Origin of the sequence: Sneathiella sp., from assembly GCF_002694385.1 — a bacterium.
Lineage (GTDB): Bacteria > Pseudomonadota > Alphaproteobacteria > Sneathiellales > Sneathiellaceae > Sneathiella.
Map to the genome: position 1 here is coordinate 143,589 of NZ_NZMB01000022.1, position 15,511 is coordinate 159,099.

The window sequence follows — 15,511 nt, forward strand, 5'->3', positions numbered from 1 at the left end:
GGTGGTAATTTAGGATATCCAAGCAATATAAATTAACCGGTTAATTTATATTATAATCCTCAAGCGCTGCCGCCGTTGCCTCCTCATTTGCGAGATAGGCCGTGATCGCGTCCATCCCGCTCATCTCCCGGTCTGGTTCTTTCCCATCGGCAAGGCGAATGATATTCAGGCAAAACCATCCCAGTGCCGCCTTGGAAGGAGAGATATTCTGCTCATAGGCAACCGCACTCGCCTCCGCTGAAGAGAGCAGATGGTTCGGCGCATCGGGATCGACACACATAGGTCGGCCAATGCCGATAATATCCACCGCCCCACTCTGCAAGGCTGCATCCATGACGGCCCGACTGCGAAACCCGCCCGTCACCATCAGCGGGATCGTCGTCGCTGCTCGGATGCTTTTGGCATATTCAAGGAAATAGGCCTCCCGCGCGATGGTGCTGTCGCGAATTTCATCTTTTCCCCGCGTACCGATCATCATGGCCGGGTTTTCATAATTGCCGCCGGAAACTTCAAGCAGATCAACGCTGTCCTCCTCCAGCCATTTGACCACCTGCAAACAGTCTTCCAGATCAAACCCGCCCTTCTGGAAATCAGATGAATTGAGCTTTACCGAAATCGGATACGCGGGTCCCATGGCCGCACGGACACCCTGCACAATCCGGCGCAACAGCCGCGCCCGGTTTTCAAGGCTTCCACCCCATTGATCCGTCCGCCGATTGGCAAGCGGCGACAGAAATTCCGAGATCAGATAACCATGCGCCGCATGTAGCTGCACACCGGAAAAGCCGGTTTCCTTTGCAACTTCCGCCACATGGATAAAGCGGCGGATGATATCCTCAATCTCCTCATGCTCCAGGGCGCGCGGCACGCCAAAGGCGTTACCCGGCAACGCCAGGCCAATATCGGAGGGCGCCACGGGATGCGGGTTCACCCGCACCGGCGTTTGTCTTCCGGCATGGCTGATCTGCATAAAAAGAAGCGTATTGTTGACGGTCCCCGCCGCCGCAAAAGCACGAAGCTCTTCAAGGCCCCCATTCCGGTCAACCACAACATTGCCCGGCCGCTCCAGATACCGGCGATCCACCTGAACATTTCCGGTCACCAGAATACCGGCGCCCCCTTCCGCCCATTTGCGATAAAGGCGAACATGCCGATCCGTCGCCCGGTTCATTGGGTCGGCCAGCCCCTCTGTCATCGGCGCTTTTGCAATACGGTTTTTGACCGACACGCCACAGGCGAGCCGGATTGGGGAAGAAATTTCAACGGTCATACTGTTATCCCTGTTTGTTATTTTTCGTTATGACAACAAAACCGGGGAAAGCGCATGCCATCCCCGGTTCATATTGTCAGTGCATCAAAAAGTTGCCTGTCTGAAAGTCACGGACAGCCTTCTGGATTTCCGCAGGCGTATTCATGACGAACGGGCCATAACGGGCAACCGGTTCACCAAGCGGTCTCCCGGCAACCAGAATGGCGCGCCCACCCTTGTCGCTGGTCAGCCTCACATGATTGCCGTCGGAAAGAATGGCCAGATGATGCTGTTCCACTTCCTTGCCGCTGACCGCGACGGTTCCGTCAAAAACATAGACGAAAGCCGTATGTCCTTCGGGGATGGCATGTTCAAAGCTGCCACCCGGCGCAAGGGTCACGTCAAGATAGACGGGATCCGTCGCAACACCGGTCACCGGCCCCGAAACAACACCGTCAGGTCCTTCGACAGACCCGGCAATAATGCGAAGATCGACACCATCGAGTTTGACCGACGGTACATTCTCCGGATCGATATTCTGATACCGGGGAGCGCACATCTTGTCTTTCGCCGGCAGATTGACCCAGAGCTGAAACCCGCTCATACGGCCTTCCTCCTGCTCCGGCATTTCCGAATGGATGATGCCGTGACCGGCGGTCATCCATTGCACGCTGCCGGGGCCAAGAACACCTTCCGAACCCATTGAATCCTTATGGCGCATCAGGCCATCGATCATATAGGTCACGGTTTCAAACCCGCGGTGCGGATGCCAGGGAAAGCCGGCGATATATTCGTCCGGGTTTTCAGTACCGAAATTATCCAGCAGCAGAAAAGGGTCCAGATCCGCTATCTGACTGCCGCCGATGGAACGGCGCAGCTTTACGCCAGCACCGTCGGAGGCTACCTGCGAGAGGATAACACGGCTGACTTCACGAATCCTGGACATTGGACTAACCTTTCATACGCTATTTTGGAACGATTGTTCCAGATATAGGTACTCTTTTGCAAATTTCAAACCCCGCTCATCCCCTGCCGATATAGGGCATATTTGTCGCCATGATGGTCATGAACTGAACATTCGCGTCCAGTGACAGGCCATCCATGTAAAGAACGGCAGAGGCGACATTCTCCACATCCATCACCGGCTCAGCGGCAACCGACAGATTGGCCTGCAACACCCCCTGCTGCATGGCCTTTGTCATGGGGGTCGCCGCATTGCCGATATCAATCTGGCCAACGGCAATGTTATAGGCTCGTCCGTCCAGTGACAAGGTCCGGGTAATACCGGTGACTGCGTGTTTGGTGGCCGTATATGCAATACTGAAGGGCCGCGGAACATGCGCTGAAATGGAACCGTTATTGATGATCCGCCCGCCCATGGGCGACTGGTGTCGCATCATCCCGAAGGCTGCCCGCGCGCAATAGAAGGCGCCATTCAGATTGGTATTCACAACATTCTGCCAAACGTCAATGGCAAGCTCATCCACGGGTACTGGCGGGGCGCCAACTCCGGCATTATTGAACAAGAGATCGAGCCGACCGAATTTCTCCTTCACCATGTTGAACAGAGCATCGACCGCCTTCGAATCTGAGACATCCGTCGGCACCACGAGACCATGATCGGCGCCGGGCCCGGCGAGGTCCAGCGTTTCCTGAAGCGTTTTGCGGTTTCGCCCGGCGAGTGCGACTTTGTATCCGCTTTTCAGAAGTTTCAGCGTAACGGCCCGGCCAATGCCCGCGCCCGCGCCAGTGACAACGGCAATCTTTCTCTTTTCAACCATTCCCTACCCTAACCGCATCATTACCTGTTTTCCGCCGCCATAAGCATCATCGCCCGTTTTCTGGCCTGTCCGGCAACGAGACGTTTCTTGCGCGGCGCCGCCAGCCAGACGGACAAAATCGACAGCACAGACATGCCTAGTATGACATAAAAGGCCAGATGATAATTGCCTGCCTGATCATAAAAGAAGCCTGTCAGCCATGGGCCGATTGCCCCACCGAAAAGAGCCAGCGTACTGACCACCCCGAATATCAGGCCATAGCCCCGGCCCTGGAACAGATCGGCCGGCATCGCGCCGAAAACGGTTGCCACGCCATATCCCAAGCCACCTTGCAGGATCACCATGGCATACATCATGACGGCGCTCGGTACATTTTCCATGACCAGTAACAGGATGCAACTTAAAATAAATCCCGCCATGGAGAGTGTCCAGACCCATTCCCGGCCGACCTTGTCAGAAAGATTGCCGAGATAGATCTGGCCGATCACACCGGCAAGCCCGACAAGTCCGAGGGCGGATGCCGCCGCAATATCCGAAAAACCGATTTCAATCAGATATTTTGTCTGGTGAATCTGGACAGCGTACCAGACATAGAGACCGCTGGCACAGGCCAGCGCCAGCCACCAGAAACAGCCGGTTTTCACGGCTTTGGGCAATGTCCAGTCGGTATTGACCCAACCATGATCAACAACCGGATCTGCGGCGGCCTGCTGTGCGGCGGTCTGTGCCTCGCCGGGAGCGGAATCGCCGTCAGGATGCAATCCGATATCGGATGGCTGCTTGCGCTGCAAAAAGAAATTGAGCGGCAGCACGATGATCATCAGCAGACCCGCCATCAGCCAGCAGGCTTCCCGCCAGCCATTGGCGCTGATCGTCTCCTGTATGATCGGCATCAGAATGATGGCGCCGATGCCAACGCCCGAGAAAGCAATGCCGACGGCGAGTCCGCGTCGTCGCTGGAACCAGTTCGGCAGGAACATGGAATGCCCAACATAGGTCATGACGATCCCCGATCCGACCACAAGGATCCCCAGTGTCAGATAGAGATGCCAGGGTTCGGTTGCAAACGTGGACAGCACCAGCCCGAGACTGACCAGAATGGCCGACGCCGAAATCATGAAACGCGGCGCAATAAATTCAAGGAGTTTGCCAATGACGGGCGCGAGCAGCGCGCCAACGACAAAGCCAATGGAAAATGCCGCCGCCGTTGTCGCCCGGTCCCAGCCGAATTCATTGAGAATAGCCGGAAACAACAATGAGTAGGCCGTTCGTACATTGACGCCAATGCCCATTGTAATGAAGATGATGGCCACAACAGCCCAGCCGTAAAAGAAAGGCGTGCGCGCCAGAAGCGCATTCAGGCCGCTTTGCGGCCGCATTTGATTTTCCCCAGTCATGCCGCTTCCCTGTTATTGGTTATATTGAACCGGAAACTCCCACCAGCATGGAAAGAGATTAACTACTATTCGTGTATTAGGAAATGGAAAAACACACCGGTTACCCGAAGGCAGCTTATTTTCCAAATCCCAGATTCTGTTTGATGAAAAACAGTCTATTCAGACTTAGGAAAAGTCGGCTATAATACGCGTCATATTGAGCGATCCGCCTGCCGCGCAGGCCGAAAGCCATGTTCCCCGCGATCCTGAAAAACCATAAAGCCGGAATGATGAGTAACGAAAACAGCGCGCCCTCCGGAAAGCCCGGATTTGCCGAGCAGGTCGTCCTGCTCGCCCTCATGATATCAATGGTCGCGTTGTCCATTGACGTCATGCTTCCGGCCCTTTCCGAAATCAGTACGGATTTGCGGGCGGCCAATCCGAATGATCGTCAGTATATTATCGCCGCACTGTTTCTCGGCCTTGCCATCGGGCAGCTTTTCTATGGCCCCATCTCCGACAGTACCGGGCGAAAGCCTGTTATATATTTCGGTTTCGGCCTGTTTCTTGCCGGCTGCCTGCTGTCCGTCTTTGCCAGCAATTTTACCATGATGCTGATCGGCCGGTTTTTGCAGGGAATTGGCGTTGCCTCCCCGAGAATTGTCTCTCTCGCCCTGATCCGCGACCAGTATGAAGGGCGCCAGATGGCGCGGTTCGTCTCGCTGGTAATGACGGTTTTCATTCTGGTGCCTGTTCTGGCGCCATCGCTCGGCCAGCTTATCCTGTTCGTTGCCGACTGGCGGATCATTTTTCTCGCGCTGTTCCTTCTCGGGGTCGCCACGCTGGTCTGGTTCGGATTGCGGCAACAGGAAACATTGCCGCCCGAACGGCGTGTTCCGCTTTCGCTCAGCCGCATCTGGCGCGCCGTTCAAGAGGTTTTCAAAACCCGCAGCGCCTTCGGCTACACGCTTGTTGCCGGTCTGATTTTCAGCGCCTTTCTCGGATATCTCACCATATCGCAGCAGATCTTTCAGGATGTCTACAAGGTCGGCGATATGTTTGCGGTTTATTTTGGTGCGCTTGCCCTTGCGCTCGGCATTTCCTCCTTTCTGAACGCCCGCCTTGTCGTCCGCTTTGGAATGTACCGGCTTTCCTCGATCTCCCTTACCGGGCTGACGGCCTTTTCCATTCTGTACACCCTCTTCACCCTTTACTGGGGTGGGATCCCGCCCTTCTGGTCCCTGGTAGTGTTTCTGACCGGCGTCTTTTTTTGCTTCGGCATTCTGTTTGGCAATTTCAACGCGCTGGCGATGGAACCCCTCGGCCATATTGCCGGAGTTGCCGCCGCGGTTATTGGATCGCTTACGACCTTCATGTCGATGGGTCTTGGCACCGTGATTGCGCAACTTTTCAACGGCACGCTGATCCCCATGACCGTCAGTCTTTCACTTCTCGGGCTGCTCGCGATCCTCGTTATGGTCTGGACGGAGCGGACCGGCAGGGAACGGCAAGGCAGCCGGATAAACTGAATGTCTGGGGCCCTGAAAATTTGCCATTGCCCGCCGATTAAAAGCGAATAAACTTACCCCTTAATTGGGAATTCAGATCAGGAAAGTAACGCCATGAGTGTCAGCAACGGCCGCCAGTTTTTGAGCATTCCGGGTCCCACCACCGTCCCGGACGCAGTGCTGTCCGCCATGCATCGCCCCGCAGTGGACATCCGCAAAGGTGAACTGGTCGACATCACAAACCGGCTGAAGGAAGATCTGAAAATGATCACCCGGTCCTCTGGCACGCCCTTTATATATATCGCCAATGGCCATGGCGCCTGGGAAGCGGCGCTTACGAATGTCCTGAGCCGGGGAGACAAGGTTCTCGTGCTGGAAAGCGGTTCCTTCGCCGTAGGCTGGGGGGATGCCGGGAATATGCTTGGCCTTAATATCGAAGTGTTGCCCGGCACCTATCATGAGGCGGTTGATCCGGCCCTGCTCGAAGCCCGTCTCAGGGCGGATACCAAGGGCGAGATAAAAGCGGTTCTGGTGGTGCAGGTCGATACCGCTTCCAGCGTGATGAATGATATCTCCGCCCTGCGGCGGGCCATTGACAATGCGGGTCACGGGGCTCTCTTCATGGTGGACACCATCGCCTCTCTCGGCACGATGGATTATCGCATGGATGACTGGGGCGTTGATGTGACCGTTGCCGCCTGCCAGAAAGGCCTGATGATGTCTCCCGGCGTCAGCTTCGTTGTCGCCGGCGACAAAGCGCTCGAATGTCACAAGTCGGCCAATCTGCGTACAGCCTACTGGGACTGGACCGCCCGTCAGGCAAGCGAACATTACCGCAGCTATGCCGGGACGCCGCCTGTGCACCACCTGTTCGGGCTGCAGAAATCATTCGATATGATCCGTAGCGAAGGCCTCGAAGCCATATTCGAACGTCATCGGCTACTGGCGGGCGCTACCCGCGCCGCCGTCAGCAAATGGTCGGAAGCCGGGGAGCTGTCTTTCAACATTCCCGCACCGGAGCAGCGGGCAAACTCCGTTACCACCGTACTCCTTCGCAATGGCGATCTGATTCCCGCCATTCATGATTATTGTCTTGAAAAATGCGGCTTGGTGATCGGGCTCGGGATCGCGGTCCTGAGCGGCAAGGCCTTGCGCATCGCCCATATGGGGCATCTGAACGCTCCCATGATGCTGGGAACATTGGGAACGCTTGAAATGAGCTTCCGCGCGCTTGGTGTTCCGCATGGAGAGGGTGGCGTGCAGGCGGCCATCGGTTTTCTGGCAGACAATGTCCCACACTGATGGGAGTGTGAAGACGAAGGGCCGTTCGCCGGAATATGAAAGCGGATAGATGTTAAAATCCGAGTATGCCGATGCGTGCATTCCTGGCCCTGTCATACACTTTTACGTGATCATGAAAGAAGAAGCCCATCTTGAAGATAACCCCGGTAAGGAATATCTAGATTAGAAGGCTGAGGTTCGACGCTGGCTTTAACGAAGCGGCGGGCGGATTGTTGCCTGTGAAGCACAGACAACTTGCAAGGGGTGCGACATATGACAGACGATGTCAAAAACCACGTCAAATCAAATACGACTTGGACAAGATTAATTTATCTGATCCTTTACGGGGTCATATATTGGTTCGCCAATTTTGTCCTCTTCGCAATTTCCGTCGTACAATTTATCAAGACGCTGCTGAGCGGCGAGCCGTTCGGGCAATTGCAGGCGTTTGGCAGTTCCTTCGCCGAGTATAACCGGCAGATTGTCGCCTATATGTCCTACCACAGCGACGAAAAACCTTTCCCGGTCGGACCATGGCCGCCGGAAACACCCCGTCCCGATGGGACAACACCGGCAGATGATGTAATCATTGTCGCCGAGACACCGGAAGAAAAACCGGAGAGCAAACCGGCGCCACGCAAAAAACCCGCGACCCGCAAAAAGCCGACAGACGATACGGATACTGATACATCCGCCGCCTCTGGCTGAGACCTGTTCTTGTGGTAGAGTGGAGACCATATGCCCTCTACCATCTTAAATGAGTGAGCGATGACAAACAGGCTGCAGAGCCTGCTGGATCGGAAATCGATCCTGCTGGCGGACGGGGCGATGGCGACCAATCTGTTTCCCGTTGGCCTGAAACCGGGGGACGCGGCGGAATTCTGGAATTTAAGCGCGCCTCGGAAAATTACCGATCTGCATCAGCAATTTGTGGAGGCGGGCGCGGACATCCTGCTGACGAACAGTTTCGGCGCCAATGCCTGCCGCCTGCAACGGCACAACAAGGCGGGGGATGTGCGCACTCTTAACATCGCCGCGGCCCATCTTGCCAGATCCGTTGCGAAGACAGCGCAAAGAGAGATGATCGTTGCGGGCAGCATCGGCCCGCTTGGATGCGAGATAACCCCAACCGGCGCAATGCAGCCTGATGAAGCGGTACGTCTTTTCAGGCAGCAGGCGGAGGCGCTGGCGGAAGGAGGCGTCGATCTTCTCTGGCTCGAAACCTTCTCCGACAGGGTGGAGCTGCAAGCCGCCCTTGCCGCCGCGCAATCGACGGGCCTTCCGGTTATCGCCACTCTGTCCTTTCATGGCGGCGGGAAAGGCCGTGAACCCCTCATTCCGGCCGACCTGCCGCCCATCTGTCACGCGGCAACCCCTCCTCCCACCGCCTGGGGCAGCAATTGCGGCAACGGACCCGGGGAGGCGCTTCTGCATCTGCTGGAATTCGGCAAGCAGTCGAATACGGGAGATACCCTCACGATCAAGGCGAATTGCGGCCTGCCGGAAATAAAGAAAAGCATGCTTTCATACCCGACAACTCCGGATATGATGGGAGACTATGCACGACTTGCCGCCGATGCCGGTGCGCGGATTATCGGCGGATGCTGCGGGACAACGCCAGCGCACATAAAAGCGATGGGCGATGCGCTTCAAGGCTATTGCCCGAAGCGACCGCCCACCCATCAGGAAATAGAGACTAGATTCGGCCCCCTGATGCTGTATTGATAAAGAGGATTATTTCCCGGCCGCTGCACTTGGTCTTGCGGAAACAGCCGCGTGCCATTTTTTCAGATGATCCAGCCCGTCCGGCATGGCAATGCGGCCCATCCCGGTTGCAAAATCGACAACGACCAGCGCGCCGATATCCGCGACGGAATAGCTGTCACCAACCATGAAGTCGCGGCCTTCAAGATGCGCGTTCAAATCTTCGAAGAAATAGAGAACCCGCTCGCGGCCCCGTTCTGCCAGCGCCGGTATCTGTTCAATATTGCGCGGGCCTGTAATGGCGCGGCCAACCATGAACGGCGCCGAATTACGCAGCGACTCCGCCACCGCCATAAAACCGTTCACATTGATGTAATGACACCAGTCATTGATATGCGCGCGCTCTTCCATGTTCCGGCCGAACAGAGGCGGTTCAGGAAATTTTTCTTCCAGATAACGGTTGATGGCATCAATAGAAGAAATATAACTACCGTCGTCCAGTTCCAGAACCGGGACGGTGCAATGCGGGTTCATCTTCTTGAAATCATCTGCGAACTGGGCGCCTTCACGGATATTGACGTTCACTGTTTCCAGCTCAACACCTTTTTCCGCAAGAAAAATACGGACGCGGCGTGGGCTGGGCGGCCCGGGGAAGTCATATAGTTTCATGTGTTTTTTTCCTTATCCAGTTTTGCGCCCCGGATCAGATCTGCACCGTCAGATTTTCAGCCAGTAGGCCCCCTGTTCGTCTTTTTTCAGGTGACCCGCTGTCGGAGCAGCGAAATGGGTCCCGATGATCAATGTTTCGCTATCGCCATATTTTGCGAGGAAATCCTCCCGCGTGCGGCGTGATGCCTCCTTGTCCGTATCGGCCGAACTGGACCATTCCGGATGCGCAATCTGGCAGGGGTGATGCATGCTATCGCCGGTAATGACCGCTTCCTCCCCCTTTGATAGAATGCGCACACAGACATGGCCGGGCGTGTGACCGGGGGATGGGAAAAGGCTGACTTCATCACAAACCTTGTGATCCATGGCGACAAGATCGGCAAGCCCTGCATCGACAATCGGCTGCACGGAATCGCCAACGACATCGCCAAACTCCTCTTGCGGAACCGCGCGCCAGTGATTCCATTCGGTCTCCCCGAAATAGTAGCGTGCGTTGGGGAAAGTCGGCACCCATTCACCATCCACCAACATCGTGTTCCAACCAACATGGTCCACATGCAGATGGGTGCACAACACCGTATCAATAGTTTCGCGTGGATAACCGGCCGCTTCCAGATCCGCGAGAAAACTCGTCTGCAACATGTTCCAGGCGGGGATTTTCCGCTCCTTGTCATTGCCGAGGCAGGTATCGACGATGATCCTCCGCGAACCCGTGTCAATGATCAGGGCATGAATGCTCATGATCAGGCGGCCTTCCGCGGTTGCGAAATGCGGTACCATCCAGTCCAGCGGCGCAACCGCTTCCGGCGTCGCCTGCGGCAGGATAAAACGCGTACCGCCGGTTGCCTCCACCTCGACGACGCGGGTGATCGTGACATCTCCGATCTGCCATCTGTTCATTCCGGCCTCCCCCTTTTTCATTCTTATATCGACACAGTATAACGGCCCGGGCCCGACGGACAATAGCCGATCAGCGCCCCTTGCCAAAAGCTGCCCATGCGGCATAGATGCGTGTGAGCGTCGTGACCCAGCAAAGAACCCCGAAAATAACTGCAATTTCCACAAAATATTCCGGCAGGACGCACATCAGGCAGAAGGCGGCGATGGTCTCCGTTCCCTCCGTCAGGCCACCAAGATAGTAAAGCGATTTGCGGCCGCGGATCGCTGTTGAAATGCCGTGCCGTTCCGCCAGAATGGCGTAAGCCAGGAACGTCGACCCCGTTCCCATAAAGCTGAAGATGAGAAATGCGGCCGCCAGTGCTTTTTCCGGCTGGGCAAGAGCAAAGCCAAAGACAACGGCCGCGTAAAAGATAAAATCGCAGATGATATCCAGATAGCCGCCAAAATCAGTCAGCCGGGACTGCCGCGCAACGGCGCCGTCCAGCCCGTCACCAAGGCGATTGACCAGAATGATAAAAAGGGCCGACAGGTAATATTCCGATGCGAGAAGCGGAATGACCAGCAGCCCAATTCCAAAGCCGGTCAGCGTGACGGCATTCGCCGGAATGCCCAGCTTCGCCATTTTCCGGCCCGTGGCATTCAGGGGCGGATCAATAATCTGCCGGATTGCTGCATCAAACATCGGATTTACGAAATACCTTCTTGCCTGCGCTGGCCGTGAATGAGATTGTCTTGAAAAATGACATACTCGCCAGAGCCGGGCAAGGCAATGCGCTCTGCCCCGCATGCCGATAATGTGAAGGGGATCCGGAGGGAGAGAAGATGCGACACCCCCATGAATTTATCGCCCGTCTCGACTGGACCGGTGCAAGCGACGGCCCGACGACGGATTACAGAAGCTATTCCCGCGATTATGAAGTTTCTATTCCCGGTCGCCCGGTGCTTGCCGGAACCGCAGCGACCGCTTTTCTCGGCACGGATACCCGATTTAACCCCGAAGATATGCTTATCGCCTCCCTCGCGGCCTGTCATATGCTGAGTTACCTCGCTCTCTGCGCCCGTAAGAATATCGTCGTTACCGGGTATTTTGATAATGCCTATGGCAAGATGGATTTTGTCGATGGCGTCATGCGGTTTACGGAAGTTCTTCTGAAGCCGGTCGTGATAATCCGTGAGGGCAGCGACCTGGAGCGGGCAACAAGGCTGCATCATGAGGCGCATCAGGAATGCTTCATTGCCAACTCAGTCAATTTTCCGGTGCAGAATGAACCGACGGTCAGCTATGCCAGATAACCTTTTTTTAAGGATAGCTGTGCAAATATGCCGCCATAAATAACCATATTTCGAGATAAAAAATGCAACTGAAATTTGAAGCGGCCATTTACAATGAGGAAGTACTGGCCGCCCTCCAGGAAGGGGAACATCACAAGGACCTTTCCGACAGCTGGGCCGATACGCACTATTTCGATGTTTATGCTGTCAGTATAGAACAGGCATGGGAAAAGATGCGTCGCAAATACAGCGCCGATCGCGGTTTTGTCATCAAGGCGATTGAAGCCATCGATTGACGTTATTCAATATCCTGAATAATAAGGATTTGTACCACCGGCATGATCGGTGACATCCAGGACGCGTTCAATCGTTGGAACCGCGGATTTGATTTCCACCTCGATCCCCTGTTTCAATGTTGCATCCGCCATGCCGCAGCCCTGGCATCCACCGGCCATTTCCACATAGGCGGTATCCCCCTGTACATCAATCAGGCTGATATAACCGCCATGGGCCGCAATTGCCGGATTGATCCGGGTTTCCAGAAGAACCTGGATCCGTTCGGCTTCATCCGTTTGCAGCCCCGGCCGGTCCGTCGTCTCTGCCGCCGCCTCGTCAATCATCCGTTCAAACCGGACGCGCTTTACTTCCGGAACGTGGTGTTTGAGGGTATTCTCAATCTTGATCTGGGTGCCAAACGCCGGGGTTGACAGCCCCCTGCTATCCATTTCAAGGGTGACAAGCCCTTCCGACGGGTCATAGGATTTAAAGGCGACATCGCCGCCATCTTGGGCAAGCTGCGGCTGCACGCGGGTTGAGACAAGCTCGACAATGGCATCGACAATCTTCTGATCATCCTCGGAATAGCTGCCGCTGGTCTTCGGCGTATCACCGTTCAGCACCGGCATCCCGCTCATGTAATGATCCATGATGGCAGCCAGAACCATCGGCTTCAACTGTATCCAAAGGATTTTCTGTTCCGCATCCGGCTGCTTGATGATCGTGACGTAATCCTCGCCCAGTTCAACGGCCCTGATCCCCGGAATGTCAAACAGACGTTTGGCCAGCGGCGAGCGAACGCGCGCCTCCTCCGCATCGTCAAGCAGAACGGAACCCGACGCCAGCACCTGACGTCCCGGCATGAACTTCATCCTGTCTTCATTCTCATGTGGCAGGGTCTGGATGAACATCTACACGCTCCCGCCCCTCCGCAAAAGGGCATTGAAAAGATCACCGTCAGCTAGCAGAAAACCCGCTGCCCGACAAGGCTCAATGATAACATATGGTATCGAACGCGCGATGCAATAGCCTGCCGGATATCCTCTCAGACAGTGGCAACTGCATTTGCCGGAGAGCCGACCGCACCCGGCAGACGCATCGGCGGTGCCGTCAGCAGAAAACGGGACCGTCCCTGCTTTTTAAGCCAGCTATTCAGCGGCGTCAGATGCCAGAGTTCGCCCAGATGAATGCCGAGTTTGAACAGGCAATGTTCATGGAGGGGCAGAAAGGCGCAGCAGCCATCCCCCGGGCGGGACGGATAGGCCTCAACCGCATAGTTATCCGCAATCAGCAGGGACAGCCCGCTGTCGGTGATCCAGTTGAGCAGTTTCCCATCGCGCCCATCCAGCGCCGCGCAGGAATTATGCAATGCTTTCTCATCAGGGTTTCCGGCCATTTCCATGATCATCTGCGCAAAACCGGTATGCAGACAGACCATATCTCCTTCTTCGACGATCACCCCGTCCTTTTCCATGACTTTCATCAGATCATCATAGCCGACGATTGTTTTCTCTCGCCCGAAAGCGCCCTCCAGATCAATCATGACACCGCGCCCCTGCACTCCGGCAGCGGCCATATTCTCGATTCCAAGCGCGTTCGCGCGGCTTCCACCCGCATCTTCGGGACCGCACACATGTTCTCCGCCGCGATATCCGTTGTAATAGACGATTTCCGCCTTGCCATCGCCATCGGCATCAAACTCCTGCCCGACATGTGCCAGACTGTCCCATTGCGAGGAATATTGCGTATGCAGGATCACCAGATCGTCACAGATCACATCGACAAAGTTGGGATCGTCCTGTGACACCTTGTAATTCATATTCGCCCGGCCGCCTGACCGTTTTGTCGGCACAAGTTCGGGGGGAAACCGCCGTGGGTTCAGCAGATTGCCGCCCGGCAGATCAAGCGGCAGGCTGAGGCAGAACCGTTCCCCCGTCTTCACCTCTGCTGCCGCCGCGCGGATCTTTTCCGGCGTAATCAGATTGAGACGGCCGATCTGGTCATCCGCGCCAAAATCCCCCCAGTTCGAGCCTTCCGGCCGGTTCACCCATCTTGTCATGCTTGCCTCCCGCAGTTTTTGTTTTGCATAAGCATAACCGCAAGCATCGCGCGTGCAAAGCCCTCTCTCCAGCTTAATTGACGGAAGATACAGAAGCTGTTAGCAGTGTTGNAAAACAAAATGAATGGCTCCCCCGATGACAAGCGAAACCTCGAACGCGCTCAGGATCATCTTCACCCTGTCGATCGTCTATGTGGCNAGNAATTTCTTCCGTTCGGCCATTGCCGTCATNGCNCCCAATATGATGGACGAGATGGGNCTGACCCCCGAAGAACTTGGTCTTATCGGCGGNAGCTTCTTTATNGCCTTNGCCCTNATGCAGGTGCCGGTCGGNATNTTTCTGGATCGCTACGGNCCGCGGAAAACCATCTTTNCGCTGATGCTGGTCGCCAATNTCGGAGCGGNCGGNTTTGCNCTCGCCACNAGNTTTCATGGAACTNGCCGGCAGTCGNTTCATTATCGGCGCGGGCTGNGCGCCTGTCCTGATGGGCTCCCTCGTCATTATATCGCGGTGGCTGTCGGCGGAACGCTTTGCCTTTTANGTCTCGCTNATNGTGGCCATGGGCGGCGTCGGCAACATCCTNGCGACAACGCCAACCGCCATCCTNACNGATATGATNGGCTGGCGNGATGTATTCTGGATCGCCAGCCTGATCAGCGTCATTTCCCTGCTGTTCGGCTATCTGATCATCCGCGATGCGCCNAAGGGGCATGCNTTTCATGACCGCAANGCCGAAACCCTGCGCGAAGCCNTNGGCGGTGTNCTNGAAATTGTCCGNAACCGGCAGTTCCAGTANCTNTTTTCCCTCAATCTGGTGATCTATGGCGTGATCATGGCNATNNTCGGNNTGTGGGGCAGNAATTANCTGCGGGANATTTANGGGCTCGACCTGACCGCGCGCGGCAATATNCTGCTGTGGATGACCCTTGGCGTGATATTCGGGAATTTCTTCTATGGCTGCCTCGACGGGNTTGTCCGGCGCCGCAAGCCGCTGGTTATTCTGGCGGCNGGCACNACCATCCTGCTCCTGATCGCTCTCGGNACCCTGCCGGTTCTGCCCGTCTGGCAGGTTGCAACCCTGTTATTCCTNTTTTGCTTTTTCGGCAGCTATGGGGTGCTGATCATGTCCCATGGCCGNTCCATCTTCCCCGAACATNTGCTGGGNCGCGGCGTTGCGACGCTGAATACGGCGGTGATGCTCGGGGTTTTCATGCTGCAGTCACTTGGCGGCTTTATNGTCGGCCATTTTGTGAAAGAAGATGGAACCGCNCCAATGGAAGCCTACCGTGTTCTCTATATCACNCTGGCNGTGATNATTATCGTCGCCTTGCTGGTCTACAGCCGGGCAAGCGAATCCAAGACCACCAAAGAAAAANCGCCGGAAACCGCGTGAGGGNTTCCGGCGCTNANATCNTTCANCGAGNTGAANGATCAN

Annotated in this window: 16 protein-coding genes and 1 pseudogene; 8 read left to right on the forward strand and 9 right to left on the reverse strand. The window is 55.8% G+C overall.

Annotation, left to right across the window (positions count from 1 at the left end):
• Positions 1–40: 40 nt before the first annotated feature.
• The 4 genes from CMN55_RS15520 to CMN55_RS15535 all read right to left on the reverse strand — a co-directional run bounded on the left by CMN55_RS15520 (position 41) and on the right by CMN55_RS15535 (position 4,427).
• The gene (locus tag CMN55_RS15520) at positions 41–1,270 is read right to left on the reverse strand and encodes an NADH:flavin oxidoreductase/NADH oxidase family protein (protein ID WP_293950945.1); all 1,230 of its coding nucleotides are present in this window, start codon (positions 1,268–1,270) and stop codon (positions 41–43) included.
• Positions 1,271–1,346: 76 nt separating this feature from the next.
• Positions 1,347–2,195 (reverse strand): pirin family protein, encoded by an 849-nt coding sequence (locus CMN55_RS15525; RefSeq protein ID WP_293950947.1) that lies wholly within the window; start codon positions 2,193–2,195, stop codon positions 1,347–1,349.
• 76 nt (positions 2,196–2,271) lie between these two features.
• Positions 2,272–3,030, reverse strand: coding sequence for an SDR family oxidoreductase (locus CMN55_RS15530; RefSeq protein WP_293950949.1), 759 nt, complete (start codon positions 3,028–3,030; stop codon positions 2,272–2,274).
• A 20-nt stretch (positions 3,031–3,050) separates the two neighbouring features.
• Entirely contained in the window at positions 3,051–4,427 is a 1,377-nt protein-coding gene (locus tag CMN55_RS15535) for an MFS transporter (RefSeq protein WP_293950951.1), read from the reverse strand.
• A gap of 266 nt (positions 4,428–4,693) precedes the next feature.
• On the opposite strand from CMN55_RS15535, the gene CMN55_RS15540 reads away from it, so the two are divergent.
• The 4 genes from CMN55_RS15540 to bmt all read left to right on the forward strand — a co-directional run bounded on the left by CMN55_RS15540 (position 4,694) and on the right by bmt (position 8,920).
• Positions 4,694–5,935 (forward strand): multidrug effflux MFS transporter, encoded by a 1,242-nt coding sequence (locus CMN55_RS15540; RefSeq protein WP_293950953.1) that lies wholly within the window; start codon positions 4,694–4,696, stop codon positions 5,933–5,935.
• Between the two features lie 93 nt (positions 5,936–6,028).
• Positions 6,029–7,216, forward strand: a complete 1,188-nt coding sequence (locus CMN55_RS15545; protein ID WP_293950955.1) for a pyridoxal-phosphate-dependent aminotransferase family protein — start codon at positions 6,029–6,031, stop codon at positions 7,214–7,216.
• 252 nt (positions 7,217–7,468) lie between these two features.
• On the forward strand, positions 7,469–7,903 hold the full coding sequence (locus tag CMN55_RS15550) for a DUF4389 domain-containing protein (RefSeq protein ID WP_293950957.1): 435 nt from the start codon (positions 7,469–7,471) through the stop codon (positions 7,901–7,903).
• 60 nt (positions 7,904–7,963) lie between these two features.
• Complete coding sequence (gene bmt, locus CMN55_RS15555; protein ID WP_293950958.1) at positions 7,964–8,920, forward strand: betaine--homocysteine S-methyltransferase; 957 nt, start codon at positions 7,964–7,966, stop codon at positions 8,918–8,920.
• Between the two features lie 9 nt (positions 8,921–8,929).
• Here the strand turns inward: bmt and CMN55_RS15560 are convergent, their stop codons facing one another.
• The 3 genes from CMN55_RS15560 to CMN55_RS15570 all read right to left on the reverse strand — a co-directional run bounded on the left by CMN55_RS15560 (position 8,930) and on the right by CMN55_RS15570 (position 11,150).
• Entirely contained in the window at positions 8,930–9,568 is a 639-nt protein-coding gene (locus CMN55_RS15560) for a glutathione S-transferase family protein (RefSeq protein ID WP_293950960.1), read from the reverse strand.
• Positions 9,569–9,616: 48 nt separating this feature from the next.
• Positions 9,617–10,468, reverse strand: a complete 852-nt coding sequence (locus CMN55_RS15565) for an MBL fold metallo-hydrolase (RefSeq protein ID WP_293950961.1) — start codon at positions 10,466–10,468, stop codon at positions 9,617–9,619.
• Positions 10,469–10,538: 70 nt separating this feature from the next.
• The gene (locus CMN55_RS15570) at positions 10,539–11,150 is read right to left on the reverse strand and encodes a CDP-alcohol phosphatidyltransferase family protein (protein WP_293950963.1); all 612 of its coding nucleotides are present in this window, start codon (positions 11,148–11,150) and stop codon (positions 10,539–10,541) included.
• A gap of 140 nt (positions 11,151–11,290) precedes the next feature.
• On the opposite strand from CMN55_RS15570, the gene CMN55_RS15575 reads away from it, so the two are divergent.
• Together CMN55_RS15575 and CMN55_RS15580 are read left to right on the forward strand one after the other, a co-directional pair.
• Positions 11,291–11,761: an OsmC family protein gene (locus tag CMN55_RS15575; protein WP_293950965.1), complete on the forward strand. Its 471-nt coding sequence runs from the start codon at positions 11,291–11,293 to the stop codon at positions 11,759–11,761.
• 62 nt (positions 11,762–11,823) lie between these two features.
• Positions 11,824–12,036, forward strand: a complete 213-nt coding sequence (locus CMN55_RS15580) for a hypothetical protein (protein WP_293950966.1) — start codon at positions 11,824–11,826, stop codon at positions 12,034–12,036.
• Between the two features lie 6 nt (positions 12,037–12,042).
• On the opposite strand, the gene CMN55_RS15585 is transcribed toward CMN55_RS15580, so the two are convergent.
• Together CMN55_RS15585 and CMN55_RS15590 are read right to left on the reverse strand one after the other, a co-directional pair.
• Positions 12,043–12,927, reverse strand: a complete 885-nt coding sequence (locus CMN55_RS15585) for a NifU family protein (protein WP_293950968.1) — start codon at positions 12,925–12,927, stop codon at positions 12,043–12,045.
• A gap of 134 nt (positions 12,928–13,061) precedes the next feature.
• Positions 13,062–14,075: a cyclase family protein gene (locus CMN55_RS15590; RefSeq protein ID WP_293950970.1), complete on the reverse strand. Its 1,014-nt coding sequence runs from the start codon at positions 14,073–14,075 to the stop codon at positions 13,062–13,064.
• Between the two features lie 136 nt (positions 14,076–14,211).
• On the opposite strand from CMN55_RS15590, the pseudogene CMN55_RS17345 reads away from it, so the two are divergent.
• Together CMN55_RS17345 and CMN55_RS17475 are read left to right on the forward strand one after the other, a co-directional pair.
• Positions 14,212–14,466 (forward strand): annotated as a pseudogene (locus CMN55_RS17345) (MFS transporter); the annotation flags it as partial.
• 40 nt (positions 14,467–14,506) lie between these two features.
• On the forward strand, positions 14,507–15,469 hold the full coding sequence (locus CMN55_RS17475) for an MFS transporter (RefSeq protein ID WP_293950972.1): 963 nt from the start codon (positions 14,507–14,509) through the stop codon (positions 15,467–15,469).
• Positions 15,470–15,511 lie beyond the last annotated feature (42 nt).

What these genes read in the sequence shown, in the direction of transcription:
- CMN55_RS15520 (WP_293950945.1), bottom strand. Translation starts at nt 1,270, where the DNA reads ATGACCGTTGAAATTTCTTCCCCAATCCGGCTCGCCTGTGGCGTGTCG.
- CMN55_RS15525 (WP_293950947.1), bottom strand. Translation starts at nt 2,195, where the DNA reads ATGTCCAGGATTCGTGAAGTCAGCCGTGTTATCCTCTCGCAGGTAGCC.
- CMN55_RS15530 (WP_293950949.1), bottom strand. Translation starts at nt 3,030, where the DNA reads ATGGTTGAAAAGAGAAAGATTGCCGTTGTCACTGGCGCGGGCGCGGGC.
- CMN55_RS15535 (WP_293950951.1), bottom strand. Translation starts at nt 4,427, where the DNA reads ATGACTGGGGAAAATCAAATGCGGCCGCAAAGCGGCCTGAATGCGCTT.
- CMN55_RS15540 (WP_293950953.1), top strand. Translation starts at nt 4,694, where the DNA reads ATGATGAGTAACGAAAACAGCGCGCCCTCCGGAAAGCCCGGATTTGCC.
- CMN55_RS15545 (WP_293950955.1), top strand. Translation starts at nt 6,029, where the DNA reads ATGAGTGTCAGCAACGGCCGCCAGTTTTTGAGCATTCCGGGTCCCACC.
- CMN55_RS15550 (WP_293950957.1), top strand. Translation starts at nt 7,469, where the DNA reads ATGACAGACGATGTCAAAAACCACGTCAAATCAAATACGACTTGGACA.
- bmt (WP_293950958.1), top strand. Translation starts at nt 7,964, where the DNA reads ATGACAAACAGGCTGCAGAGCCTGCTGGATCGGAAATCGATCCTGCTG.
- CMN55_RS15560 (WP_293950960.1), bottom strand. Translation starts at nt 9,568, where the DNA reads ATGAAACTATATGACTTCCCCGGGCCGCCCAGCCCACGCCGCGTCCGT.
- CMN55_RS15565 (WP_293950961.1), bottom strand. Translation starts at nt 10,468, where the DNA reads ATGAACAGATGGCAGATCGGAGATGTCACGATCACCCGCGTCGTCGAG.
- CMN55_RS15570 (WP_293950963.1), bottom strand. Translation starts at nt 11,150, where the DNA reads ATGTTTGATGCAGCAATCCGGCAGATTATTGATCCGCCCCTGAATGCC.
- CMN55_RS15575 (WP_293950965.1), top strand. Translation starts at nt 11,291, where the DNA reads ATGCGACACCCCCATGAATTTATCGCCCGTCTCGACTGGACCGGTGCA.
- CMN55_RS15580 (WP_293950966.1), top strand. Translation starts at nt 11,824, where the DNA reads ATGCAACTGAAATTTGAAGCGGCCATTTACAATGAGGAAGTACTGGCC.
- CMN55_RS15585 (WP_293950968.1), bottom strand. Translation starts at nt 12,927, where the DNA reads ATGTTCATCCAGACCCTGCCACATGAGAATGAAGACAGGATGAAGTTC.
- CMN55_RS15590 (WP_293950970.1), bottom strand. Translation starts at nt 14,075, where the DNA reads ATGACAAGATGGGTGAACCGGCCGGAAGGCTCGAACTGGGGGGATTTT.